General features: G+C 38.0%; 22 protein-coding genes. 16 read left to right on the top strand and 6 right to left on the bottom strand.

What is annotated here, in order from left to right; translation table 11 throughout:
- Positions 1–257 precede the first annotated feature (257 nt).
- Together O4O04_RS13975 and O4O04_RS13970 are read left to right on the top strand one after the other, a co-directional pair.
- Complete coding sequence (locus tag O4O04_RS13975; RefSeq protein WP_272532385.1) at positions 258–1,724, top strand: c-di-GMP phosphodiesterase; 1,467 nt, start codon at positions 258–260, stop codon at positions 1,722–1,724.
- Positions 1,725–1,900: 176 nt separating this feature from the next.
- Positions 1,901–3,637 (top strand): acyl-CoA dehydrogenase family protein, encoded by a 1,737-nt coding sequence (locus tag O4O04_RS13970; RefSeq protein ID WP_272532384.1) that lies wholly within the window; start codon positions 1,901–1,903, stop codon positions 3,635–3,637.
- Between the two features lie 257 nt (positions 3,638–3,894).
- Here the strand turns inward: O4O04_RS13970 and O4O04_RS13965 are convergent, their stop codons facing one another.
- The 6 genes from O4O04_RS13965 to O4O04_RS13940 all read right to left on the bottom strand — a co-directional run bounded on the left by O4O04_RS13965 (position 3,895) and on the right by O4O04_RS13940 (position 9,332).
- Positions 3,895–4,617 carry a hypothetical protein gene (locus O4O04_RS13965; RefSeq protein WP_272532383.1) on the bottom strand — a complete coding sequence of 241 codons (723 nt, stop codon included), beginning with the start codon at positions 4,615–4,617 and terminating at the stop codon, positions 3,895–3,897.
- Entirely contained in the window at positions 4,614–5,321 is a 708-nt protein-coding gene (locus O4O04_RS13960) for a hypothetical protein (protein WP_272532382.1), read from the bottom strand. Before O4O04_RS13960 ends, O4O04_RS13965 begins: the two co-directional genes overlap by 4 nt.
- 3 nt (positions 5,322–5,324) lie before the next feature.
- Positions 5,325–5,993 carry a hypothetical protein gene (locus O4O04_RS13955; RefSeq protein ID WP_272532381.1) on the bottom strand — a complete coding sequence of 223 codons (669 nt, stop codon included), beginning with the start codon at positions 5,991–5,993 and terminating at the stop codon, positions 5,325–5,327.
- A gap of 108 nt (positions 5,994–6,101) precedes the next feature.
- The gene (msrA, locus tag O4O04_RS13950; RefSeq protein WP_272532380.1) at positions 6,102–6,626 is read right to left on the bottom strand and encodes a peptide-methionine (S)-S-oxide reductase MsrA; all 525 of its coding nucleotides are present in this window, start codon (positions 6,624–6,626) and stop codon (positions 6,102–6,104) included.
- 60 nt (positions 6,627–6,686) lie between these two features.
- A complete protein-coding gene (locus O4O04_RS13945; RefSeq protein WP_272532379.1) occupies positions 6,687–7,772 on the bottom strand; it encodes a fatty acid desaturase in 1,086 nt (361 codons plus the stop codon).
- Positions 7,773–7,928: 156 nt separating this feature from the next.
- Positions 7,929–9,332: a hypothetical protein gene (locus O4O04_RS13940; protein ID WP_272532378.1), complete on the bottom strand. Its 1,404-nt coding sequence runs from the start codon at positions 9,330–9,332 to the stop codon at positions 7,929–7,931.
- A 96-nt stretch (positions 9,333–9,428) separates the two neighbouring features.
- On the opposite strand from O4O04_RS13940, the gene O4O04_RS13935 reads away from it, so the two are divergent.
- The 14 genes from O4O04_RS13935 to O4O04_RS13870 all read left to right on the top strand — a co-directional run bounded on the left by O4O04_RS13935 (position 9,429) and on the right by O4O04_RS13870 (position 24,859).
- The gene (locus tag O4O04_RS13935; protein ID WP_272532377.1) at positions 9,429–10,235 is read left to right on the top strand and encodes a hypothetical protein; all 807 of its coding nucleotides are present in this window, start codon (positions 9,429–9,431) and stop codon (positions 10,233–10,235) included.
- A 73-nt stretch (positions 10,236–10,308) separates the two neighbouring features.
- Positions 10,309–10,800: a YajQ family cyclic di-GMP-binding protein gene (locus O4O04_RS13930; protein WP_272532376.1), complete on the top strand. Its 492-nt coding sequence runs from the start codon at positions 10,309–10,311 to the stop codon at positions 10,798–10,800.
- A 46-nt stretch (positions 10,801–10,846) separates the two neighbouring features.
- Positions 10,847–13,741, top strand: coding sequence for an FtsK/SpoIIIE family DNA translocase (locus O4O04_RS13925; RefSeq protein ID WP_272532375.1), 2,895 nt, complete (start codon positions 10,847–10,849; stop codon positions 13,739–13,741).
- Between the two features lie 6 nt (positions 13,742–13,747).
- Entirely contained in the window at positions 13,748–14,542 is a 795-nt protein-coding gene (locus O4O04_RS13920) for a LolA family protein (protein WP_442915964.1), read from the top strand.
- A gap of 25 nt (positions 14,543–14,567) precedes the next feature.
- A complete protein-coding gene (locus O4O04_RS13915; RefSeq protein ID WP_272532373.1) occupies positions 14,568–15,674 on the top strand; it encodes a helix-turn-helix domain-containing protein in 1,107 nt (368 codons plus the stop codon).
- A gap of 3 nt (positions 15,675–15,677) precedes the next feature.
- Positions 15,678–17,009, top strand: coding sequence for a MiaB/RimO family radical SAM methylthiotransferase (locus tag O4O04_RS13910; protein ID WP_272532372.1), 1,332 nt, complete (start codon positions 15,678–15,680; stop codon positions 17,007–17,009).
- Between the two features lies 1 nt (position 17,010).
- On the top strand, positions 17,011–17,772 hold the full coding sequence (pgsA, locus tag O4O04_RS13905) for a CDP-diacylglycerol--glycerol-3-phosphate 3-phosphatidyltransferase (RefSeq protein ID WP_272532371.1): 762 nt from the start codon (positions 17,011–17,013) through the stop codon (positions 17,770–17,772).
- A complete protein-coding gene (trpD, locus tag O4O04_RS13900) occupies positions 17,747–18,763 on the top strand; it encodes an anthranilate phosphoribosyltransferase (RefSeq protein ID WP_272532370.1) in 1,017 nt (338 codons plus the stop codon). Before pgsA ends, trpD begins: the two co-directional genes overlap by 26 nt.
- 2 nt (positions 18,764–18,765) lie before the next feature.
- Entirely contained in the window at positions 18,766–19,089 is a 324-nt protein-coding gene (gene yajC / locus O4O04_RS13895; RefSeq protein ID WP_272532369.1) for a preprotein translocase subunit YajC, read from the top strand.
- Between the two features lie 6 nt (positions 19,090–19,095).
- Positions 19,096–19,821: an SRP-less Sec system protein gene (locus O4O04_RS13890; protein WP_272532368.1), complete on the top strand. Its 726-nt coding sequence runs from the start codon at positions 19,096–19,098 to the stop codon at positions 19,819–19,821.
- A gap of 28 nt (positions 19,822–19,849) precedes the next feature.
- Positions 19,850–21,781, top strand: a complete 1,932-nt coding sequence (secD, locus tag O4O04_RS13885) for a protein translocase subunit SecD (protein WP_272532367.1) — start codon at positions 19,850–19,852, stop codon at positions 21,779–21,781.
- A complete protein-coding gene (secF, locus tag O4O04_RS13880) occupies positions 21,781–22,716 on the top strand; it encodes a protein translocase subunit SecF (RefSeq protein WP_272532366.1) in 936 nt (311 codons plus the stop codon). Before secD ends, secF begins: the two co-directional genes overlap by 1 nt.
- 11 nt (positions 22,717–22,727) lie before the next feature.
- The gene (locus O4O04_RS13875) at positions 22,728–24,251 is read left to right on the top strand and encodes a bifunctional diaminohydroxyphosphoribosylaminopyrimidine deaminase/5-amino-6-(5-phosphoribosylamino)uracil reductase RibD (protein WP_272532365.1); all 1,524 of its coding nucleotides are present in this window, start codon (positions 22,728–22,730) and stop codon (positions 24,249–24,251) included.
- A gap of 2 nt (positions 24,252–24,253) precedes the next feature.
- The gene (locus O4O04_RS13870; RefSeq protein ID WP_272532364.1) at positions 24,254–24,859 is read left to right on the top strand and encodes a riboflavin synthase; all 606 of its coding nucleotides are present in this window, start codon (positions 24,254–24,256) and stop codon (positions 24,857–24,859) included.
- The last annotated feature ends 14 nt before the right edge of the window (positions 24,860–24,873 follow it).

The raw sequence follows: 24,873 nt of genomic DNA, 5'->3' as shown, positions 1-24,873 counted from the left end.
ATATATGAATAGGAGAACATTCTGTCCTGTTCCTTGACAATTTTCCATTATGATCAATTAAGGAAATATCCTACCTTTCAGAGTAGGGTAAGGATTTATAGGGCGTTTTCTTGAATTAAGGAAAGGTAGAGCGAGATTTTCTGAAATTTTCGAGATCTAGAGGTCAGAATTCCGAAATTATGGATGGATGCAGTTTGGACAAATTTTACTTGCAGCCTTGATATTTAGAAAGAATTGTGGAGTAGGTCGATCCACTTATGTCATCTAATGATAAGTTAAATAAAAATGCGCTTCAGAAGTTTGATTTTACTCAAGAAATTATTGATTCTTTTCATCAAACTCAATCCATACCTGTAGATTTCTATAATAAAGACGGTCAGATTCTCATTCATAAGAAGCCGAATGCGGCTCCAGAAGACTTTAGTAAACTTTTAAAATTTGAGTTTCAGGGAATATATTTTAGAACCAGTGATTTAGACAAATTATTTACAAAAGAATCTCAGCCAACATCAGTAAATGGAAAGGCAGTATCGTTTGTTAATCTCCTCGATGAAGAAAAAGCTAAAGAGCAGGCAAAACTTGCTAATGACCTTTTGATCGACCTTAAGAAATCGGCGTTCAACTCGGGTCATGTCAGGTCTGTGCAGAAATCGATGGATACGATGCTTAGTGATTTTACATCTGTCCCCGAGTATGAGAACGGACTTATCAATATCATGGAAGTTTTGTCGGGTGCTGGAGTGTCAAGGCAGTCCGAGCTTATGACCAAAAGAACTGTTGTTGCTATGGGTCTTAAGATTCGAAGCAAAAAATCAATATCTAAAGGCGATGAGAAAAAAGATAAGAAAGAACATATGAATCTGATGACTGCTTCTTATCTAGCTGATCTTGGTTATACCAAAATAGAGACCTCATCTTCCGCTGACTTGAAGCCTGCAGAGTATGAAGTTATCAAGACGCACCCAATTATTAGTTACCTAATGGTTGCTAACTCCGGTGATTTGGACCCAATGGTAAAAAAATTGATTTTGCATCATCATAGGCCACATAAAGGCGGTGGAGTCAATAATAATTTTCCAAACGATTCTTTTCTGATTCAGAAATTATTGACATTTAAAGAAAAATATCTCAAAGAAACTGGCAAGGATGTGGCAATCGCTGATATCGATCTACAGATTCAAGAAATTCAGAATCAAAATTTCGGAACCCAAGTTGAAGAAGATATAGCATATCTATCTTTAGCGAGTGAATTTGCATCTCTTACAACAGAGCAATCCTGGCGTGGCGCTAAGGATTCACGCACGGCTCTTAAGATGATTTTAAACAATTCATTCTTCTCATATTCAGATAAAAATATAAGAGATCTGTTTGATTATGTTGGTTTGAGTTTGAACAACAATCAATCTATAATCAATCGCGGTGACCTTGTTATAACTGCTTCGTGGGATTCTAAAAAGAAAATACATTTTGAAATTTGTAAGGTTCAAGACATTGATCGGTTTCAGACAAGGCCATTACTTGAGAGAGTGGGATCGATTACTCCGATCTTCCATAAAGAAAATAAATTTCTATTGAAAAATTTTGATATGAAAACTTTTGTTTTGGATCGCAGGCGTGCTGTTTACAATTTGATGAATGCCGTCGACCCAAGGCGAGTTATCTATCTTATCGATCCAGAACTCAATCCGAAACTCTACGAAGATATCAACCAAAAGTTAGTTTAGAACCTGGGTATATTTACTCAATCTTAGGAGCAAGTTGAACAGTTTGTTCATTTGTATTCCATTGATCATTGCAAATATGAGGTAGTTTTGTATCTAAATCCTAGCTTCTTTTCCTTGACGATTTACTAATCCCGTAACAAATTTAGAGAAACATAAGAATTAGGAGTTTTATATTTATGATTTCAGGTAATTATTTCTCAGAAAATAATGATATTATTGATCAATTTGAGAGCCTTTGTGATTGGAAAGAAATAGTTTCCGCGTTTGAAGGTGATTTTGAAGATGCAAAAGAATACGTTAAAACCAATAAAGATGAATTGGCAATGGCTCCCGATTCCATTGAGTCCGCTTTAGAATATTATAAATCCAGTTTAGAATCCTTAGGAGAATTGGTTGGTAAAGAAATAGCACCAATCGTTAAGGAAATGGATGAGATTGGTCTGAAATTTGATAATGGAAAAGTAATTTTTCCAGATTTGATGATTGAGGCAGTTGATAAAATTACAAAAGCAGGTCTTCTTCCTTACGCAGTGGGTCGCAGATATGGCGGTCTTGGAATTCCAGGCGTTGTGCAAACTATGATGAATGAGATTATAGCTCGCGCGGACGGAGCTCTTGGAATCACACTTGGATGTATGAATCTTGCAGAAACTGTGGAACGATTTGGATCTAAAGAGATGGTAGATGAATATGTTCCCAAGATGGCAAGGGGTGAGCTTTGCGGAGCGATGGCACTGACAGAACCAAACTACGGTTCTGACCTACCAAACCTTCAAACTAAAGCAACAAAAGATGCATCAGGCAAATGGTTACTTACTGGTACAAAACGTTTTATCACTCATGGATGTGGATTCGGAAAAGTTCCATCTATTATACTCACGCTTGCTCGAACTGGAACTCCAACGAACGGTGCAAGAGGACTTTCATTTTTTCTTGTTAAATCAGAAGATGTAGAAATTGCATCCATTGAAAAGAAGATGGGTCTTCACTGTTCTCCAACTTGCGAGGTAGTCTATGAGAACTCTCCAGGAATTCTCATAGGTCAAGAAAATTATGGACTAGTTAAATATTCAATGGCAATGATGAATACTGCAAGACTTTCGATTGGAGCTCAAGCTATGGGAATGGCTCAAGCATCTTATGAAGAAGCTAAGAAGTATGCTTCAGAGCGAGAGCAATTTGGCAAAAAGATTCAAGAAATTGGTGCCGTTAAGAAAATGTTAGATAATATGGAGCGCGAAATCAGTGGTATGCGTTCTGCTCTTTATGAAGCTGCTCGTTCAATAGATCTCTATCACTGGAGAGAAGAAAGAATGAAGCACAATGGTGTCGATGAAAAAGAAATCAAAAAAGACACCGAGATTCGTAAATGGGAAAAGCTTGCTACAATTTTCACACCTGTAACTAAATACTATATTACAGAAGTTGCAAATAAGATCGCTGATGATGCATTGCAGATTCACGGCGGATCAGGATATACAGAAGATTATGATGTATCCAAATTGTATAGAGATATGCGAATTACGAATATCTATGAAGGAACAACTCAATTGCAAGTCGTTGGATCAATAGGTGGAATCGTGAGTGGTATGAGTCAAACAGGGATTCTGAGAGCTTACTTGGAAGACGAAGCAAACAAAATTTCGACTACTGGTGAATGGACAAGAAACTATAAATTATTCCAAGAGATTGTTGAGTCCTACCAAGGACAATCAGATGCAAGCTTCAAGGAATCTATAGCTTTTGAAGTAGTAGAAAGTTTTGCTAGAGTATGGATTGGATTGCTTATGGAGAGAAACGCAAATCGGATGCAAGGTGCAAAAAGAGAAAAAAGAAAAGCACTAGCTTCTGCTTTTAACCATGAGTCTTGGGCGATACTCAGTTCTAACAAAATTCGAGCACTTGCAGCTTAACTCACTTAGAATAAATTGTTTTGCGATCTCTCATTAAGGTCGGTTGCAAAACGTTTTCGTTAGTTGCGTCTTGAAGAAGAAGTGGGACAAAATGAGGCAAGAGGGGGGGGGGCTTAAGCCCCGTCCTGGAGCAATCCTCTCACCCACTCCAATTAGTCCCAATAAATCAAAATCCAGTATTATATCTAGGAATTGATTAATAATCCAATTTCTGGTTTTGTGAAAATTTGTTTAGATAGCAGAAAAAAAATAATTTTTCAATTTGAAAAAATTGAATCACTGGATAGGCGAAATCCATATGTTATAAAATTCGATCCACAAGCAGGATCAGGCTTGCAATACAAACCAAAAATTCCAGAACGATGATGGATACGTATAAAAGCCCTTGGCCAATTGCTGGACGGCCTTCCGACTTCAAATTCAACCATCAAATAATTGAGTAGGTTTCGAGACTCGATTGAATTGAACTGGAGGCTAAAATCATCCAAGTTGATTCCTTTGTCTTTATTCTCTAGCTTAGGATTCTCTGAAGCAAGGGAGAGCCCTTCGCCTATTGCAAAACTAATTGGAAGATCAAATGGCTGATTGATTCTTGCAATATAGAGAGCGTTAGCTTCCATATGAGTCATCAAACCAAAATGTTTGCCAATATTGGCTTCAACTTCAAAATCCAAAAATCGTAATTTGTAATTCAAAGGTCGAGAAATTCCAAAAATCAACAGCCTTGAATCTCTGTAATCGACTCTCCTGCTAAAAACAATTGGTAACAAATCTGTATTGGTAAAGGTTCCTCCGTAAAAAACCAAATCCCAATCGGATAAATCTTTATAAAAAGTTTTGGAAGGTTTTTTCTGAGAGTTAGATCCTAGTTTAATTTCCTCGGGTTTATTGGATGAAGTTGAATTAACTTCATTCGTAAAAATTAACGATGGATAAATGATTATGAATATTAGAATATAGATTAGGAATAATTTTCTCAAAGTATGCTCTCTTTATTTTTCACGCTATCGAATCCTAAAGGTATCTTGAGGCCAACAGTAAAGTAATTCGATCCGCAGGCAGGTGATGGATCACAATACAATCCAAAAACTCCGGATCTATGATGTATTCTTGTGAATAAACGAGGCCATGATGAGTCTCGATCACCAAATTCTAATTCAAACATTAGATAATTCATGATATTTCTTGATTCGATTGAAAATTGATAATTTATTGAATCAGTTACAGGATCATAACCTCGGTTGATGTTTTCTGCTTTAGGATTTTCGGAAGCAACAGATATTCCTTCTCCAACAGCGAAGCTTAAGGGTAGTCCAAACAAATCATTGATTCTTGCCACATACAGGGTATTCCACTCTAGGTGGTGCATGAGGCCAGTATGCTTTCCAATATGAGACTCTAATTCAAAATTTATGAATCTAAACTTAAAATTCAATTCACGATTCAAACCCATCACATAAATATCTGATTTCAAAAAAGGCTCAGGGCCACTCAAGACATAAGTGACATTCCAAATCGAATTGGCAGTCATCGCATAACTATCAACCGATGACATTGAATATCCACCATAGAAAATTAGATCAGTATTTCTATTAGGATTGAAAAAATCTTTCGCATCTACAGGATTGTGGGAATTTAGAAAAGTAATTAGAGTAATGGTAATAAGATGTAATGAATATTTCACGACTTAATGAATCTCTGATAAATCATTTTGAACTTTTTTTTCAATTGAAAGCCAAGCGTGAAATAGAAATGATTTATATTCTTTGCAATATTCAGTATGCGTAGCTTCTAAACTTTCCCTAAGTCTAGAAGGTTTCTCGAAAATACAATAATTTCTTAGATGCTCAGGTTTCCGATATCTATCAAAGCTTGCGAGAATTATAGAAGAAGCAAAACCAATATAAGGTGGCATTGGTGTTCGGAACTTGCGTACGGTTTTAGATTGGAACATTTTTTTTTCTTGTTTGGTATCTTCCAAATATCTAACTACAAATACATAATCCGATTCAATATCATGGAATATTCCTATGGTTAGTGTTGCTAATGAATAGAGTAGAGAACGGTGTGCGGGAATGGAAGAATCAATCGATTCAATTTCAACACTGGCAATTCGTTTGAAATCTATGTCTTTTTCTATTGGGTTTTCTTTCTCATAGCGTTCGGAAAGAATTTCGCGAAGCATAGGATCTTCAGAGATCCAAATCCAATTGTAAAATTCTGGATTTGTATCACTTGATTCTATATCTTTGGATTCTCCATCTTGAAAGCTAACACAGTTTCCAATAAGAATTAGAGAAATCATTGTAAATAAATAGAAGCTTTTTGAACTCAAATGTCTAAATTGTTTATGCATGAAACCAATCGCTGTATTTCGTCAATTTAGAATGAATTCAATTTTTTGAAAATGGGAAATTTTCTAAAATGCAAATTGTCTTGAAAATACCAACATTTCTTGGTTATTTTAATTCCCGCTACCCCATGTAGCATTCTTGAATTCGACTCTACCTGAGCCTACACTATAACGTTTGTAGTGTTCTGGACTTTTTTTGAAGTATTTCTGATGCATTTCTTCTGCTGGAAAGAATTGAGTGGCCTCAGTAATTTCAGTAACTATTGGATTTGCGAATTTTTTTGATGCTTCGAGATTTTTTTTTGATTTCTCTGCTTGAACTTTTTGCTCTGCTGAATGATAGAAAATTCCTGTTCTGTACTGAGTTCCCAGGTCATAAAACTGTCCATTCAATTGTGTTGGGTTTATGTTTTTCCAGAATACATCTAATAGGGCTTCATAGCTTATAATATCTGGATCAAATTCTAATTGCACTGCCTCAGTATGACCTGTCGTTCCCGTGCAGACTTCTTTATAAGTGGGATTGATGGTCTGTCCACCGATATAACCCACAGTAATTTTTTCAACTCCAGGCAATTTATCATAGGGGGGCTCCATACACCAGAAACATCCACCAGCAAACGTTGCTAATTCCATAATTACCCCCTGTCGTATATTAGACAAATATCAGGTCGAGTGGGGAAGTTTTCCAATATTTTATTTATCTGCAGACTCAACTTCACGGAATGTTTGGTATCGATTGGCATCAATATCCCAAAGATGGCAAGTTTTGATTGTAGAAATAAACAATTTCCATGTAAATTTTTCTTCTTTAAGATCATTTTTTATCGCAGATTGTTTCAATTCTTTTTGAGCTTGTACTAAATTATACGATGGAATCCTAATATTCAGATGATGTGGAATATGGATATCGATATGAAAATGCAAAGACGATAGCCAAGCCGGCATGTAACAATTTCTTGTTGATACAATTTGTCCTCTATATTGGTTCCAGTCATTCTCTTTGTAAATTTTGATATCGGGAGAAGTATGATGTAAATAAGTATACAGAGACATCCAGAATTGAAAGCAGAGCGCGGGAATTATCCAGAAATGCAAAACCGGATAAAATGATTCTGTTAGAAGATAACTTGTTGCAGCTACGGAAAGAAAAAACAGTCCAAGAATCCAGTAAGAAAAAAGAACTTTCGGTTTATGAGAATTTTGGTATTTGTTTATCTGATAGTGAAATAAAATATTATGTATTAGTGAACCGATTGGTAACAGAACACGAGTTATTTTGAAAATCACAGCATAAATTTTTGATTGTTTTCGCAAATCGATATATTCTTTTGTAGTAAAGGGAATCCAAGCATTATCGAAATAGACATCCGTTGTGCTAGTCTTTAACAAGTTTGTATTCTGATGGTGAGCAGCGTGAGTATAGCGCCAAGCATGATGAGGATAGAAAGTAGGAAGAAATAGTATATGACCCCAGAAGCTATTCCAGAATTTTGTTTTGAAAAAAGATTCATGTGCACAATCATGCGCAAGAACGAAAAGAGAAGTAAAAACTGTTCCTCCAATAAACCAACCAATTGGATAGAGCCAGTAGATTCTTGCCTGATAGATATAATAGAGAAATCCAATTCCTACTATAAACTGGATCACTCCAGAAATTATATAGATGATTGCCTTATTTAAATTTGGTTCAAATAATTTTGGGTTTAGAAACTTTTTTATCTCTGAAAGAGTTGGGTCTTTTTTAAACGCGGGTTCAATAACTTTCCGAGATAGATGCATTCATATACTCCTAGACCAAGCCTAGGAATATATATCAGATCATCAAGTCGCAATTCAAAGCTAGTTTACAAAGCAAATAATTGAAGAATCATAATGCAATAATTTGAATTTTTATTCAAAACAAGTTAGAGAAAATTCCGAACAGATTGTAACTTGTCAGTGTGCAGCTCCTGTATAATCCACTCCTATTCCATAGAAAAAATGCTTATAAAGTTTGGAAATATCGGCATTTTGATTCACTGTTCTTGCTTTGTATTGCTCTTTGATATTATATTCTTGAATGGTTGTTCCTGAAGTGATGATTGCGGATTCCCATCCTGAAACAAAATCAGCGGAACTTATATTATTGATCTGGCTCGCAAATCTAGAAATTTCTGAACGATTTTCTAAATTGTAAGTTACTATACTGGAATCACTGGCAAGAATGGACGCCGTTTCTCCGAAACGAGTTTCTGTAACTAGATGATTGGACCGGTAGTTGAGTGTTGGAATTGATGTGATCGTTGCTGTCTCAGCATTTATGATAACGATACTGGATTCTGTATCTCCTCCACTATTTGCAACAAATAATGGTTTGGCGGTTTTGCCTCCACGCTCAATATTATTATTCATAATAACTCTTTTGACATTGAACAAGACACTAGAGTTTGGCGTTGTTACGGAAGTATAGGAAGTTGTATTCGTAGAATCATTGTGCTTAACAATATGAATTGTATTTCCACAGGATACAACTACGTAGTGCAATTTATTATAACCAGTATTGAGATTCGAGAAATTGGCATCTGAAGTTGGAGTCTCTGTGAAGGCTAGAGTTTGGTAATTATTGCAAGAGAAGTTTATTGAAGTATTTGGTCCAGGAAGTGTGGTCGTCCAAGCGGTTCCATTGTAGTGTTGCGCTTGGAATTGACTTACCGTTGTTCCATTGGATGCAATTGGAATCAAAGCAAGGTTCTCACGTATCATGACTGCCGCACCGTCCATGTTAGCGGGTAGACCAGCTGGTCCCGCCAATACAGGAATTGTTTCCTCGGTTATGATATTATTTTCCTTAACAAATTTGATTGAGGAGTTAGCTCCACTGGTATAATAGAAAGCAACCCATCCGTCTTTTGATAAGGCAGTTCTCGCGTTGGAACCTGTAAGGTCAATGCGAGTCGTCGAAACGGATCTATAATAGTTTTTTCTTTCGTAATGGAAATGATCACCATGTGGAGAAAGATTGAGCTCTGTATCCAAGATTCGAAATCCACCTGCAACTCTTAGATAAGCAAAACGTCCGCTGCCCGATTCAAATATTTGATTGACACCAGAAATTTCTGAATCCCCATTTCGTATAGACAAGAAGGCTTCTTGATTCCAATCGTAGACTTGAATAGTTCCTCCTTGGTTAAGACCCACAGATCGACCGCGAAAAGGTCTTGGTTCTTCTACTGCCCGCGGTGCATTGAGTGCGGCTGCGGCTAAGAGTAACAAAATACTATCGTCATCATCAGACTTCGTTTCTAAGCAATTGGATAAGGTTATTAAAATGAAAATAGGAAAGATCAGAATCTTTTTCATTCTTCCAGGTTTCGGTTTACACTTTTTTTGTCAATGCAAATGAAACTGAGTTGTATTTGGGAATCTAGGATAAAATTTGGTAAAGAGAGAGAATTTATGCGAAGACTTGTGCCAATTATATTATTATTATTTATCACTGCAAATTGTTCTGAGTATTTCGGAAGAAAACCAGCAGACGTAGATATGCAACTTGCTGAGTTATTGCTTCAATATGCGTCAGGTGGTGGATCTGCATCTTGCGGTCGTGTGAATTTTCCACCGATTCGAGGTGGTGCCGATCAAGCAAACATCCAGACAGGTGGAACCAGACAAGGATTCAATTTAGTCGGATGTACGAGTGATGCAGATCTCTCACGACTTGGTTTTACATCCAATGCAATCAATTTCACTCCAGGTGGAGCCAAAGGTACAGCGACGAACAGTAGAATTGCATCTTCAGTAGACTTTGTTACCCAAGGTGGACGAAAAGATCAAAATGTCGAAGTTACTTTTACTTTAGATCCTGGTGGAAGCTTGGATGTAATTTTGAATGCAAGCGTTGGCTCTAATGCAACAGCTAGTGGACCAGGTTTTCGAATTACAACGGCAACCATAGTTGCGATCGGAACTGCAATCGGAACTACTGGACCTTTTAATCAAGGTGCTGCACCTGCAACACCAGAAGGCACAGAAAAAACCTATTGCTTAGAAGTTCATGACGAGGGAACAGCCCACCTTTTTGGTTGGGATAGACCTTGTGCGTCACTTACACAAAATGATAGGACGAACTACCAATTTGATCTAATAGGTTTTGCAAGTCAGAATCCTGGGAACAGAGTTGGCTTTGTTTTGAATGGAGCAACTATCAAGAGTTTTGTGGTGAGTGAGAGAATTGGTCTATCTGGCAAAGTGGTAGGATTCTAGAAATCGAATTGAATCCAAATTTGTTGGGAAAATTCTAGTTGCCATCATGATATTTTGGAAATAATTTACATCTATGGCAGATCCATCATTTGATATTGTATCCGAAGTAGACCGTTCTGAATTGAAAAATGCTGTAGCGCAAGCAATGGCAGAAATTTCCACCCGTTTTGATTTCAAAGGATCCAAATCCGATATCAAAATCGAAGAAACCCAACTTGTTCTTACGAGTGAGAACGATATAAAAATCAAACAAGTCATTGATGTCTTAATTGCAAAACTTGCCAAAAGAGAAATTGGACTCAAAGCTTTCAATTTTGAAGAAAAGCCCGATCAAGCAACTGGCGGAACCGTCCGACAGAAAGTAAAAATCCAGACCGGTCTAGAAAAAGAGCATACCAAGCAAATCACAAAACTCATTAAAGATTCCAAACTCAAAGTAACTCCTACAATTATGGGAGACAGTGTTCGGGTGACAGGTAAGAAGAAAGATGATCTTCAGGAAGTCATGGCGATGATCAAGTCCAGTGATCTTCCTTTTGATGCGAAATTTACAAATTTCAAATAACTATTTTTCTACATAAAAAGCGAAACTCTTCCGAAATGGAGAGTATATGTCTCCCAAAAAGGAATTTATTCCCTATCTATTTGTATTTGTGGGCGTTTTTTGTCTTTTTTCCATGCTTTCTTTTCAGGAAGCCGATGATTCCGGTGCAATCAATTGGTTTGGAAAGCTTGGATTCTATTTTTCATTTGCCTGCTTCTATCTTTTAGGTAAGGCATCTTATATAATCGGGATTGGACTTCTTGGCTTAGGAGCTCTGCTCTTCAAGAAAAAAGATCTAGATATTCTTGGAAAACTTTTGCTACTCCCTCTATTGATTCTTTCTGTCTCCCTTGCTTTCGGATTTCTATCGGAGCCAAGTGAAGCACTTGGAAGTGGAGGAGGCGTGCTTGGAGCGGGTATCGGGCTTGGTCTTGACTTTGTCATCGGTGCAACTGGCAAAGCGATCCTCACTGCTTTTCTATTTGCCTATTCATTATTTTCTATTTTAAAAGATGATAGCCTTGAAACTTCTAAGGCATGGTTTGGAGATATTTTTTCTTCTCTCCAAAACTTTATACGCAGTGGTGAATTCCGTTTGCAGAAAAAAGAAAATAAATCCCCATCGGATGTTCATTCCGATTCGGAAGCTGGTGCGAGTTCATCAGAAGAAAAAAAAGTTGGTTATTCGCTGGATGATTTTTTGAATCGCACGCAGGTTCAATCCAATTCCAAGTCGATGGAAATGTTTGAGAAGTTTAAGAATTTTTTTGCTTTAGAATCGAGGAATGAAGAAAAATCCGTTCTAGTTCATGCGATGTCTGGAGGAAGTAGCGGATCTCAAGGATCTTTTGCTTCTGCGTCCAAAAATTCAGAATCTTCTTCTTGGAATTCAGCAAGAAACGAAAACAAAATCTATCCTAAGTTCAAAAATACTTCTTTATACGAAGGATTTTTTGAAGAAGAAAGGATCTTTCGATTTCATGACACACCGGTAACTCTTAAGAGAAAATTATCCGAAACTCCCGATTCAAACTATCTAGGCTTTACCGTTTTAGATTATACAACGGATCGAAAGAAAGGATCAGAACAAAGTTTTGGCACTGGCGATTTTAGCATTAGAAATTATGGAACGAATCATGATTCAGATTATTCAAACGAAGATTTTGAAGAATCGAATGAGCTAAGTAAATTTGATTCTCACGAAGAATCAGAAACCGTGAGCGTTGAAGATAGTTTAGGTGATGAATTCGAATCAGACTACGAAAACCAATATTCGGATGAGAATGAGACAGTTTATTCCCAAGAAGATTCACAAGATGACGAGGAATCGCAGGACTCTCCTGAATTACAAAGTTCGGAAGATTCTGAGGACTTGCTTGACTCCGATGAATTGCAAGACGAAGAAGATCTAAGAGCAAATGAGAAAATCGCAGTGAATTTTCCTGAGGCAATATCCCAGATTGCGAATTCCAAAATTCAGACAGAAGTTAGTCCGACTCCAAAAGAACCTATAGAAAGTCCAAAGACTTTTGTGAATCCCGTAAAACTTAAGAAAGGTGGATACTATATTTCACCTAAGCTTCTCGGACTTGCGAAGCCTAAGATTCATCCAAGCGAATCGCGAGCCGAGACCGATGCTGTCGCACGTAAAATTGAACAAATCATCGCGGATTATGGAATCCAATCCAAAGTTGTATCCATGGAGAAAGGTCCAATCATCTCAAGGTATGAGCTTACCATTCCAAACGGAATCAAACTTGCCAAGATCACATCTCTTGCAGACGAATTGAAACTATATATGGCTGTCAAAAGTATACGTATCGTCGCACCGATCCCAGGAAAGTCAACAATTGGAATCGAAGTCCCTAACCAAGTGCGTGACGATGTCCATTTAACGGATATTTTGCGAGATTCAAGTCTAGCAAAATCCAGTGGCGGACTCAGCATTTGCATTGGTAAAGATATTGCTGGGCGATCCATGAATATTGATCTCACAAAACTTCCGCATCTACTTGTTGCCGGAACAACAGGTTCAGGTAAATCGGTTTGTTTGAATTCCATGATTACAAGTTTGATCTTTACTCGGTCACCAAGTGAACTTCGTTTTATCATGATCGATCCGAAGATGGTTGAGATGACTCTGTATGAAGACATTCCCCATCTGCTAATGCCTGTTATAACAGATCCTAAGAAGGCAACCAAGGCTCTCGCTTGGGCAATTCAGGAGATGGAGACTCGTTACCAATCTGTATCAAGTCTCAAATGCCGCGACTTCCAAAGCTACAATCAGAAAGTTGAAGACTGGGCTCACAATAAAGGTTATCAAAAAATGCCTTATATTGTGATATTTATTGATGAGTTGTCTGACCTTATGATGGTATCTGGAAAAGATCTAGAAGAGCAGATCACAAGAATTTCTCAGAAGTCTAGGGCTGTTGGTATCCATCTTGTTATGGCGACTCAGAGACCAAGCGTGGATGTGATCACTGGATTGATTAAGGCGAACTGTCCTGCAAGAATGGCTTTCCAAGTTGCACAACGTACGGATTCACGAACTATTTTGGATGCGAATGGAGCTGAGTCTTTATTGGGTAAAGGAGATTTTCTCTACAGATCACCGACCGCATCAGACTTGGTTCGAGTCCAGGCACCATTTGTCTCCGAAGAAGAAATTGAAAAAATTGTAGAAGAATCCAAGAGATTGGGCTCGCCCAGTTACGTTGAGATCAATTTGGAAGATGATTATTCCGAATCCGGTGACTCATTTGATGAGGATGAAGATTTGATTCAAGACGCATGGAGAATTATTTCCCAGGAGGGCAAGGCATCCGGAAGTTTAGTCCAGAGACATCTGAGAATCGGATACAATAAAGCGGCTAGGGTGATTGAGGCACTGGAGAAAAGAGGAATTATTTCTCCACAGATTGGCACGAAACCAAGAGAAATTCTCAAGTCTTTATAGAGATTAATTATTACTGGTAGGGAACTCGTTTTACCAGACTATAGTCATTTTAGAGGAGTTTTTCTTGTGAAATTTGGCAGATATCGAATCATTTTACCTATTATTGCAATTGGTTTATTCATTCTTCCAATCTTGCTTTATGCTGAAGGCGATAAACCTTCGCACAATTGGCATTCTCCATCCGAAGTTGTCAAAAAAGTAAAAAAGAAATTCTCAGATATCAATTCATACACATCCAATTTCAAAATCACAACTACCGAAGGTAAGACTACGCGTGTCTTAACTGGGACGAGTCTGTATAAGAAGCCTGGCAAAATTCGCTATGACTTCAATCAGCCTGAGGGCGATGCAATCGTAAGCGATGGTAAAACTCTGTGGATTTATATCAAGAGGCTCGGTGCCGTCGGTAAACAAGATTTAGAAATCGATAAGAAGAATTCATCTGGCGCAATTTTTACTAGTTCGTCGCCTGAAGGTCTCAATAGACTTTTTCGAAAATACCATTATAAATTTGATTCGACAACTCAACCAAGGAAAATTGATGAGAAAGATGCGACCGAATACTTCGTGTTAGCTCTAGATCAGAGAGAAAAGATTGGTGGTTTCGAAAAAATGACACTGTATATCGATTCCAATACCTATTTGGTTCGTCGAGCAACAGCATACGACGGACGCGGTAAGGAAACGAATATCAATTTTTCAAATATTGATTTGAATCCAACAATAGAAGACGGGTTATTCAATTTTCATATTAGTGGGAACGCAAAAATCGTAAACAACCCACTTGTCTCAGAAGACTGAGATAGACAAGACTAGGAGAACAACATTGAATCAGAAGAGAGTAGGTCAGATACTAAAAGAAGCACGAGAAGAAAAAAAGCTTACCGTGAAAGATGTATCCAAAGACACAAATATCGCCATTAAATATATAGTTGCTCTAGAAACCGAAGACTATTCCCAGTTTCCTGCAGAAACATTTGCACTTGGCTTTCTTAAGAACTACGGATCTTATCTCAAGTTAGATAATGCAATGCTTATGAACCTCTATCGAGGTGAGCAGATCGAAGAAGCCCAAGCTCCACTAGAAGAGCTTACGAAACCAACCACGACAACATATATTGATAAGAATCAGATTGTTACGGGAATCTCTATAGTTTTGATTCTGATTGCTGCATACATTGCGTACTTAAGCTTTGCTGATAACTCAGGAATCTCGGAAGATCAACTAACGGAAGATATTCCCAAAGTTGATAACACAGAGAACGGAATTCCCAACACTGTACAATTTGTAAATCAGAGTCTTCCAGAAGGAAGCAGTGTTCCTTTTATACTTACTGAAGATCGCGGTGTGAGTTTTTCTGTAAGTAACCAACAGTGTAAGATCTTTATCAAGTCCGTTCAAGAAGGTAGAACAGAAGATAAGAATAAAGCTGAGATTGGATTCAATCTTTTCCCAGAAAAAGGGATCTACTATTTCAAAACTATGGTTGGCGAAGAAGTCATACTCAATCCTAGAATTCCAGAACTCGGCAATCTGAGACGAGACATTCGAATCTATACTCAAGCAGTAACTGAGAAGTCCGCAAAGATTCTTGTGACACTTGGTCAAGAACGTGAAGGTGTCAATGCCAAGCCAGTCGGTGATGTGCCGATTCAAGTTACCCTTTTCTTCAATAAGAATAGCTATGTGGAATTTGTCATAGACGGTCAGTTAGGTGAGAGAGGGATTGTTGCATCAGGTGAGACCAAAGCTTTAGAAGCAAGAGATCGACTCGAAGTTAAAGTTGGCGACGGTGGTGCAGTTGAGATGATACAAAATGGCAAAGAACGAGTTGTATTAGGAAAGCCTGGTAAGCTTGTCAAAAAAATATTTGTCCGAACACAGAATCCTTATGATAGTACTCAATCTGTCATCAAAGAACTAGGAGAATGATTCTTGGACAATTCCAGAAGGTCATTTTATATTACGACTCTGGGTTGTCCAAAAAATACAGCCGATTCGAGTGCAATTCACCAATCCCTACTTGTGGAAGGATTGGTGCCATCAGAGAGTCCGGAATCTAGTGATTTTCATCTCATCAATTCTTGCACTTTTATTCAGTCTGCAACAGAAGAAACCATCCAGACGATTCTTCAAGCAGGCGAAGTAAAAAAACAAAAAGATCAGAAGCTTATCGTTGTAGGATGTTTTTCGCAACGATACCCTGAAGCCATTCGAGAAGATATGCCCGAAGTGGATTTCCTATTCGGGACAGGTCGTTATCATGAAGCAGGTCAAATTCTCAAAGAAGCTTTTCCTCTAGATTTTTCCGATAACAAAGAATTCAATCGTGACCTTTTAGAGCGGATGAAGTATGATCCCTCGATTGAGAATTTCTCTAAACCCTATTCTTATGTCAAAATTTCTGATGGATGCAATCGAGGCTGTGCATTCTGTATCATTCCTAGTCTTCGTGGTAAATTTGTTGATGTGGATGAAGCAAATATTATCTCACAAACAAAACGTGCACTTCTATCCGGTGCCAAAGAAATATGCTTAGTATCTCAAGATACAATCTATTATAAAAAATCCGAACTAGAACTTGCGAATCTTCTAATGAAACTCAATGATATGGAAGGCTTGGAGATTTTACGTCCTTTATATCTTTATCCTGACAAAAAAACCTATCGATTGTTAGATTATTTTTCCAAGATTACTAAATTGGCTCCTTATTTAGAAAGTCCTTTGCAGCATGTTTCGACCAATGTTCTCAAAGCGATGAATAGGTCGGGAGATTATGAATTTTTCAAAGATTTATACAATAAAGCTCGATCTGTTATGCCTGATTTGGAAATCAGAACCTCATTTATCATGGGATTTCCTTCCGAAAAACCAGAAGATGTAGATCTCGTAATGAAATTTATAAGCGAAGTAAAACCCGAGAAAGTCAATTTATTTCCTTATTCACCACAAGAAGGAACTAAAGGACTCGATCTAAAGGGCAAACCGAGCGATAGAGAAATTGCTAAACGAGTCAATATGGTTCGCGACCTTCATCTGGAAAATCTAAAAGATATTCATGCGCAAAGATTGGGTAAGATCTATCCTGCTATTGTTGATGAGAAAGCCGAAGATGGAATATGGGTAGTTCGTCGATACCAAGATGCGCCCGAAATCGATGAAGTTGTGTTTGTCGAAGATGATAATTTGAAAGTGGGCGATATTGGTCATGTGCGAGTGGATTCTTTTCAGGAATACGATATGACCGGAAGTTGGGTTCAGAAATAGAATGGAAGACTTACGTAAGAATTTCAATCTACCAAATATTCTTACTGGGCTACGTGTATTATCACTTCCTGTGTTTATATATTTTTTATTTCGTAGCGAGCTAATTTATCAAGTATGGGCTTTTGTGATTTTTGCCATTGCATCTATTACTGATTTGGTGGATGGATATCTAGCTCGCAAGTGGAACCAAGAGACTGAACTTGGAAAATTCTTAGATCCCTTAGCTGACAAATTTCTAGTGATTGGATCATTTACTGCTTTCCTATTTCTGAATAATCAGATAGAACTTTGGATGGTTCTAGTAATCGTATTTCGTGATATTCTAATAACCTTTCTTCGTTGGCTTGCGATCCGAGAAGGGTTCTCCTTACGCACAACAAGAATGGGTAAGATCAAGACCACCTTTCAAATGGGTACAATCCTAATTATCCTTGTGATTTTTATGCTGATCTCGGGCAAAAGGCGAGCTCTTATCAATGAATTGTATGATATGCAAGGAGCGGAAGGATTAACAACTTTTGAGATTGCTTCGACTAATTTTGCGCAATTTATTGATGATTGGAATAATAAACCAGACTTAAGTCTTCAACAAATTATGAATCGAATTGCGAGCTTTCTTCCTTATTACGGAATGCTACTCACTACGATTATAACTCTATGGTCTGGGATTCGATATCTGATTTCTAATTTTCGACTACTTCGACCGCGCAATATCTATATCGCATTTAGGGGGAGACATGCAGGCAATCGACATACTTCATAAAGTTACAACAGGTCAGAATCTAAATCGAGACGAAGCAAGATCCTTTCTTGGATTTGTTATGAAAGGGGAAGTATCGGAAATTGTTTTGGCCTCTTTTATAACTGCACTCAAGGTAAAGGGTGAAACGGGTGAAGAAATACTCGGGTTTGCACAAGCCATGCGCAAAGCAGCTGTTGCACCCAAATCTGCACCATGGGATTTTCCAGTTTTGGATACATGCGGAACTGGAGGAGATGGTAAGGGTAGTATCAATGTGTCCACTCTGTCCGCTCTCACCTTATCTTCACTTGGTGTAAAAGTTGCAAAGCATGGCAATAGATCCGTATCATCTGTATCCGGCTCTAGTGATTTATTGTCGGCTCTTGGATTGTCTTTAGAGTTGAGTCATTCAGAAGTTGAGGATAGATTTATTTCTGCAGGATTTACATTTTTATTTGCACCTGCTTGGCATCCTGCGATGAAGTTTGCCGCAAATGTCCGAAAGGAACTAGGTTTTAGAAGTTTCTTTAATTTGATTGGACCTCTATCCAATCCTTTTAAACCAACTCATCAGATCATTGGAGTTTTCTCCAAAGATTGGATTGAGCGAGTTGCTTTTGCACTAAAGGAATTGGGAATCGTTGCAGGTGTTGTCTGCCATTCAATTGATGGTTTAGATGAATTTTCTATATTTGCCCCAACAGATTATATGGTGATTCGAAATAATAAATTGATCGAAGGACATTTTGATCCAACAATTTTAAAAATTTCGAAGCCATTGAATCCGGGCGAAGTGTACGTTTCGTCACCTGAGAAAGCACTTGAACTTTCAAAAAATGTAATCAATGGTGAAGATACATCTGGTGCACATTTAGTCGCACTGAATGCGGGAGTCGCTTTATGGATTCTAGACCGGGTGGAATCCATTGAAAACGGTTATAAAATGGCAATTCAGCAGATTTTAAATAAAAAGGTTGCTCAATTCGCAAGAGAGAATTTGCTTTTCAATTAGGTATGCATATATTTGAAACAATCCATTTCACCCTCGCCCAAGCAGGCAAAGAGGGTGGTTCTCCATTCGGCACTTTACTTCTCATTCCCGTTATGCTTGTGGTCATGTACTTTCTAGTCATTCGCCCACAAAGAAACGAAGAAAAGAAAAGAAAAGAAATGATCGCCTCCCTCAATAAGGGTGATAACGTAATTACAACTAGCGGAATTCATGGAAAGGTAACGGAAGTTAGAGAGGCTGACCAGACGGTAGTTCTTGCAATCGCTCCGAACACAAGCGTGACTTTTAGCCTCAATTCTGTTACTTCGAAAAAAGAGAATACTTAGAATTTCATGTCTCGTCTTCTGAATTCAAGTTCAATCATTCTTCCTTTGCTTTTCATCAGTCTATCTGTGTTCGCTCAGGAATCTGTGGATAACTTGGATTTTTTGGATAAGGTTGAGAACATTCAAGTCCCTGTTGAGAAAGCTCCAACAAAAGTGGAGCCTACATCGAAGACAGAACCAACTAAGACATCAACCAAATCCACGCAGAAAACACAAACGAAGTCGACAACTAAGACTGCTACCAAGAAGACAACCGTTACTCCGACCACAACGAAGAAGGCGACAACGGTAGCACCGACGACATCGCTCACAAGCCCAAGTTCTACCACTTCGAAATCTACAACGACTTCTCCTGATCCAAAGCTATCTACGAAATCATCAGAGATAGAGCCACAAGAAGAGGCGGGTTTAGATGAAGGAATTTGGGTAGACGAACCTCTTGCTATGGAGCCCGATTATCTTCCTGGTTTTGCAGCAAACGTAACTCCAGAAAGTCTACCTGTAGATGAAGGTAAGGAAAAGTCCGCTGATGCACAGGTGGTTCATCCTCTTCCAACAGTTACTGGAGATTATAGCATTTTTAAATCTTTTACAGGCTTTCTATCTAAATACCAGAAGGCATTTTACATTTTTGGAATACTTTTGATATTCGCAATCTATCGGCTCAGATCCGGCCGAGTTTCTTCTTCGTCTCGTAGGTCAACACCTACCATTCGAAGAATGAGACGCTAACCTTTTAATTAGAATTTAGGAGTTTAAATTGAAGTCTCGCCAAGCATCCATCATTCCCGTCCTGGCAGTAGTTGCAGCTATTCTTGTCCTCTATCCATCGTTTGGTGAGAGAGAATTGGAATTAGCTGTTCGTCCAGAATTCAAAGAGCAGACCCAAGAACAACAGATCCGAATCTTAAGCGAGTTCGAAGATCGATGGTTCAAAGATTATGATCCTGAAAAGGAATGGACGATCTCGCCGAAACCTACTGAATACAAAGGCGAAGAGATTTTCAAAGTAAGCGGAAGGTTCATCACATCCGCGAAGATCAACCAGATATCTCAAGAAAATTCAGAACTGATTTGGGAATCTAAGAACCATTTGGTGCCAACACTCATTGAGAATTGGATTAAGTCAGGTAAACCTCTTGCAATCAAGTTTGGTTTGGACTTACAAGGTGGAATGAGAGTCGTGCTTAAGGGTGATTTTGATATTTACGTTTCAAAATTAAGAGATATCTATTCTAAAGAAATTTCCGACCTAAATGCAAAAAAGAATGATCTAACACTCACAGAAGATGAGAGAAAAGAAGCAATTGATAAATTGGAAGAGATCGAATCTAGATTTGAACTTACACCTTTTCGTAAGCAGATCGAATTAGAAAAAGCTAAAACGATTATAGACAATAGACTTACGAATCAGAATCTTACCGAGCCACAAGTTCGTATCCAATCTGAATCGGAATCCGTTGAAGTATCACTTCCTGGAGTTACCAATTCCGCTCGGATCTTGGAAATTTTGCAATCTACAGAAACAGTTGAATACAGATTGGAAGAACCGGCATCATCGGATCTCGGAAGCAAAATTGCTGCCGAAGAGAGAAGACTTCTTGAAGCAGGCAAAAAGGAAGAAACCGATATTGTCAAATTACAGAATATTGTTAAGAATCGACTTGGTAAAGATGCCCAAGACCGGTTCATACAAAGTTTGGAAAAGAAATACAATATCCCAACTGATAGATATAAATTATTTACTCTATGGGCAAGGGGTGCGAATTCCACATCACCTCTTTTACCAAGATCTTTTATCGTTCTTGAGAGATCTATTGCTCTATCGGGCAACGATTTAACGAACGCACAACCAGCTTACAATCCAAATAGTTTAGCTTGGACTGTGTCGTTTTCTTTAACTCCACAAGGAGCAGATCGATTTTTTGAATTAACATCGCAGAATCGTGGTCGGAATTTAGCAATTGTATGGGGAGATAAAGTCGTATCGAATCCGACAATCAATGACCCAATTGCTGGTGGACGAGCTGAAATTTCTGGAAGCTTTAATCAAGAAGAGGCAACGCGACTCTCCAATGTGATCAGTGAAGGTTCACTTCCGATCCCATTGTCCGTTCTTGAGATGAGATTCATCGGACCTACTTTAGGTCTTGAGTCAATCAAAGTTGGTATCAAATCGGTAGTTATTGGTTTCATTCTTGTGATGTTCTATATGATATTCTACTACGGATTGGCTGGATTTATCGCAGATGTTACACTATTGGTAAACGTTACTATCCTCATGGCACTTTTGAGCTTGATGGATTTTACACTAACGCTTCCTGGATTTGCTGGTATCATTCTGACGGTCGGTATGGCGGTAGATGCAAACGTGATTATCTACGAAAGAATTCGGGAAGAATTGGATGCAGGCAAACATATCACTCAAGCAGTTTCTCGCGGTTTTGAGAATGCTTTCTGGACAATTATAGATGCAAACGTAACCACATTGATTTCTGGTATTTTGATGATCAGACTTGGTAATGGTCCGATCAAAGGATTTGCGATTACTTTATGTTGGGGTATCATAACTTCCCTTTTCACATCTTTAGTTGTGAGCCGGATACTTATGGAACTCTCAGTCAATGAGTTAGGTGTATCCAAGTTAAGGCTTGGATTCAATCTATTCAATAAAAAGAAAGAGGCAAACTAATGATGGATTTTATCAAATACAAATATTTCACTTTAACCATTTCTCTCGCGTTCATCATTGCTGGTTTTGCAGTAACTTATGGAGTCCATGGAGGATTTGCAAATTCTTTAGATTTCAATGGTGGAATTCGTACGACGATCCAATTTCCTGAATCCATTTCTCGTGACAGATTGAACGCATATTTTACTGAGAAAAAAATTGAGGCTGTTCTTATTCAATTGGATAAGGATAAGAATATCTGGCAGATGGATATGGCTTTGAGTGTGTTAGATGAATTCATAACCAAAAGAAAAATAGCCAAGCAGACGGAAGGATCAGCGCTTCAAGATTTTATGAATCAGGTTATCCTTGATTTCAATCTCAAAAATGGTGATATACTCAGTGCTGATCAAGTGGGTGCTGTAGTTGGTGGTGAGTTAACTGAAACAGGAATTTCTTTGATATTCTGGACATTGATTGTAATGGCAGGTTATCTCACCTTTCGATTTCGATTTATCAAATTTAGCGTGGGCGCATCCCTTGCTCTATTGCATGATCTTGCTATCACATTGGCAATGATAGGTGCTTTTCAGATCAAGCCAAGCGTTCCATTGATTGCAGCAATTTTGACTTTGCTTGGTTATTCAATCAACGATACAATTGTGATTTTTGATAGAATCCGTGAAAATACATTAAACAATCCTGACATGGCAATGGCTCCAGTGATAAACGGATCCATCTACCAGACACTGGGTCGAACGATCAATACATCTTTTGCTACATTGATTTCAGTGGTTGCTTTGATCGTCGGTGGAGCGGTAGAGTTGTATGACTTTGCTTATGTTCTGGTTTTCGGTGTGATTGTCGGAACCTACTCTTCGATTTTTATCGCAGCACCAGTCATGGAAATGTTTGATACATTCATGAAAAATCGAAAAAAACGAGCAACTGCTTAGTTGATATTAGCTTGGACGAGTCGATTCTTGAAGCAATCGTCCGAGCTTCCTACCTTGCATTAGGATTCTCATCTCCCAATCCGCCTGTTGCTTGCGTTATATCAAATTCCAATAATGATATTCTTGCAACAGGATTTACCCAAGTTATTGGTGGCAATCATGCAGAGCGAGAAGCCTACGCTAATTTAGAAAAAAATCTAAAGATTAATCACTATATAGAACAGTTTGCTGATCAAATTGCGGATGACAATGCAGATCCATCTACAATTCAATTTACGAATCAAAAAAATATTTCCAATAGTGATCCCTCGGCTAATACAAACTTAGAGCATGATGTATACGTTACACTTGAGCCTTGTTCGCATACTGGAAGAACTCCTCCTTGCCGAGATCTGATTATTAGCAAGAAACCAAGAAATGTATTTGTGGGATCGCTTGATCCCAATCCAATCGTTGAATCACAACGTGATAACAAGATCTATTCTCAATCAGGAATCGCATTTGCCATCTCCACAGAATTGCAACTTGTCGGGCAGGCTTTCCTAGCTGGATTCTTTAAAAGAATCAGAAAAAATCGGCCGAAAATAATTATAAAATCCGCAATTTCGGCAGACGGTTTTTATTCAACTGAGCCCGCAGAAAGACTTTCAGTTTCCAATCAGTCATCTAATGTATATTTGTCGATGCTACGAGCTAAAGTTGATGCAATCATTGTAGGACCTAAAACTACAGAAATTGACAATCCTTCATTGAATTTTCGAATTCCAGAATATATGAAAGCTGATAATTCGAAATCAAAATTGAACAACGAGAATCCAGATGTTTTGTTCTGGGAGTCAATTATGAATTTTTCACTCGATCAAGATATCCAAACGCATCATAGAGAAAATATCATTGAATACCAACCGATTCGAGCCTTTGTAATAGCTAAGAATCAAATTCTTTCCAAGGATTTTATTCATAAGCAAAAAGTTTTACAAGAACTCTACAATCATAAAACAAAGATAGTATTTTATATTTTACCAGAGAGACAATCCAGCAATCAAGCTACCGTTTTTGATTCAGGCGATCTTAATAAGAACGATCCAGATTTGATAGAATTCGGAGACTCCCACGGAAATTTGATTGAGACCGATCCAAATAACGCAAGTCGGCAGATCGATCAATCATTGCAAGATTCCATATTATCAATTTCTAATGTTAGAATTCAGCACCTTCCTAGTATCCAATGGGCAGATTATATTTGCAAAGATCTTGCGGACCTTGGAGCAAACAATCTTTTGGTTGAAGGTGGGTATTTACTTTATTCGGAATTCGGTAAAATATTAGATGAAGAAGATGAGATTCTCGTAGTTCAGAATAAAAATTTGAGACTGAATAAAGGATCAAAATTTGACTTGGTTTCTGGAATAGAATTGGGTTCTGATACCGAATTGGCAGCCGACCAGAAATCCAATCCGCAAACTGTATCTAGGAAAATGATTTTCCAGAAAAAAATAGATTCGGATGAATGGAAAGTATATAAAGGGAGATGAATATGTTTACTGGATTGGTTGAAGGCAAGGGTATTGTTCGTTCAGTTGAAGACACAGATGGAGGCAAAATTTTGCAAGTAGAATTCGATTGGATAGACAATGATCTTAAGCTTGGGGATAGTATTTCTATTAGTGGAGCCTGTCAGACAGTTACCAAACTTACAGCAAATAGAAACAAATTCGAATTCTATTCATCCTACAAAACTTTAGAATTAACCAATCTCGGCTTATTGAAAATAGGTGATCCGGTAAATCTCGAAAGATCTGTTACTCCAACTACGCGACTTGGCGGCCATTATGTCCAAGGACATGTAGACGGTACAGGAAAAGTGACCTTTGTGGAAACTCGCGATAATGGAAAGGTTTGGATCTACTACATCGAATATCCAGAGGAAATGGATTCCTTTATCGTAACAAGGGGAAGCATTGCTGTCGATGGAATTTCCCTTACGGTTGTGTCATTGCCTTCTAAGAATCATTTTGAGCTGGTTTTGATTCCTGAGACTATACAAAAAACCACCGCATCAACTTGGGTTGTTGGATCGGTGGTGAATTTGGAAATTGATCTAGTCGCAAGATATCTTGAAAAAATGGTTAGAAAATCTTAAATATTCCGAAATGA

The organism is Leptospira sp. GIMC2001 (assembly GCF_028462125.1).
Lineage (GTDB): Bacteria > Spirochaetota > Leptospiria > Leptospirales > Leptospiraceae.
The sequence above is the reverse complement of the archived record's forward strand: the minus strand, read 5'-3'. Positions and strand labels throughout refer to the sequence as shown.

Coding starts and splice junctions, on each gene's coding strand:
- O4O04_RS13975 (WP_272532385.1), top strand. CDS start 258: ATGTCATCTAATGATAAGTTAAATAAAAATGCGCTTCAGAAGTTTGAT.
- O4O04_RS13970 (WP_272532384.1), top strand. CDS start 1,901: ATGATTTCAGGTAATTATTTCTCAGAAAATAATGATATTATTGATCAA.
- O4O04_RS13955 (WP_272532381.1), bottom strand. CDS start 5,993: ATGCATAAACAATTTAGACATTTGAGTTCAAAAAGCTTCTATTTATTT.
- msrA (WP_272532380.1), bottom strand. CDS start 6,626: ATGGAATTAGCAACGTTTGCTGGTGGATGTTTCTGGTGTATGGAGCCC.
- O4O04_RS13945 (WP_272532379.1), bottom strand. CDS start 7,772: ATGCATCTATCTCGGAAAGTTATTGAACCCGCGTTTAAAAAAGACCCA.
- O4O04_RS13940 (WP_272532378.1), bottom strand. CDS start 9,332: ATGAAAAAGATTCTGATCTTTCCTATTTTCATTTTAATAACCTTATCC.
- O4O04_RS13935 (WP_272532377.1), top strand. CDS start 9,429: ATGCGAAGACTTGTGCCAATTATATTATTATTATTTATCACTGCAAAT.
- O4O04_RS13930 (WP_272532376.1), top strand. CDS start 10,309: ATGGCAGATCCATCATTTGATATTGTATCCGAAGTAGACCGTTCTGAA.
- O4O04_RS13925 (WP_272532375.1), top strand. CDS start 10,847: ATGTCTCCCAAAAAGGAATTTATTCCCTATCTATTTGTATTTGTGGGC.
- pgsA (WP_272532371.1), top strand. CDS start 17,011: ATGGAAGACTTACGTAAGAATTTCAATCTACCAAATATTCTTACTGGG.
- trpD (WP_272532370.1), top strand. CDS start 17,747: ATGCAGGCAATCGACATACTTCATAAAGTTACAACAGGTCAGAATCTA.
- yajC (WP_272532369.1), top strand. CDS start 18,766: ATGCATATATTTGAAACAATCCATTTCACCCTCGCCCAAGCAGGCAAA.
- O4O04_RS13890 (WP_272532368.1), top strand. CDS start 19,096: ATGTCTCGTCTTCTGAATTCAAGTTCAATCATTCTTCCTTTGCTTTTC.
- secF (WP_272532366.1), top strand. CDS start 21,781: ATGATGGATTTTATCAAATACAAATATTTCACTTTAACCATTTCTCTC.
- O4O04_RS13870 (WP_272532364.1), top strand. CDS start 24,254: ATGTTTACTGGATTGGTTGAAGGCAAGGGTATTGTTCGTTCAGTTGAA.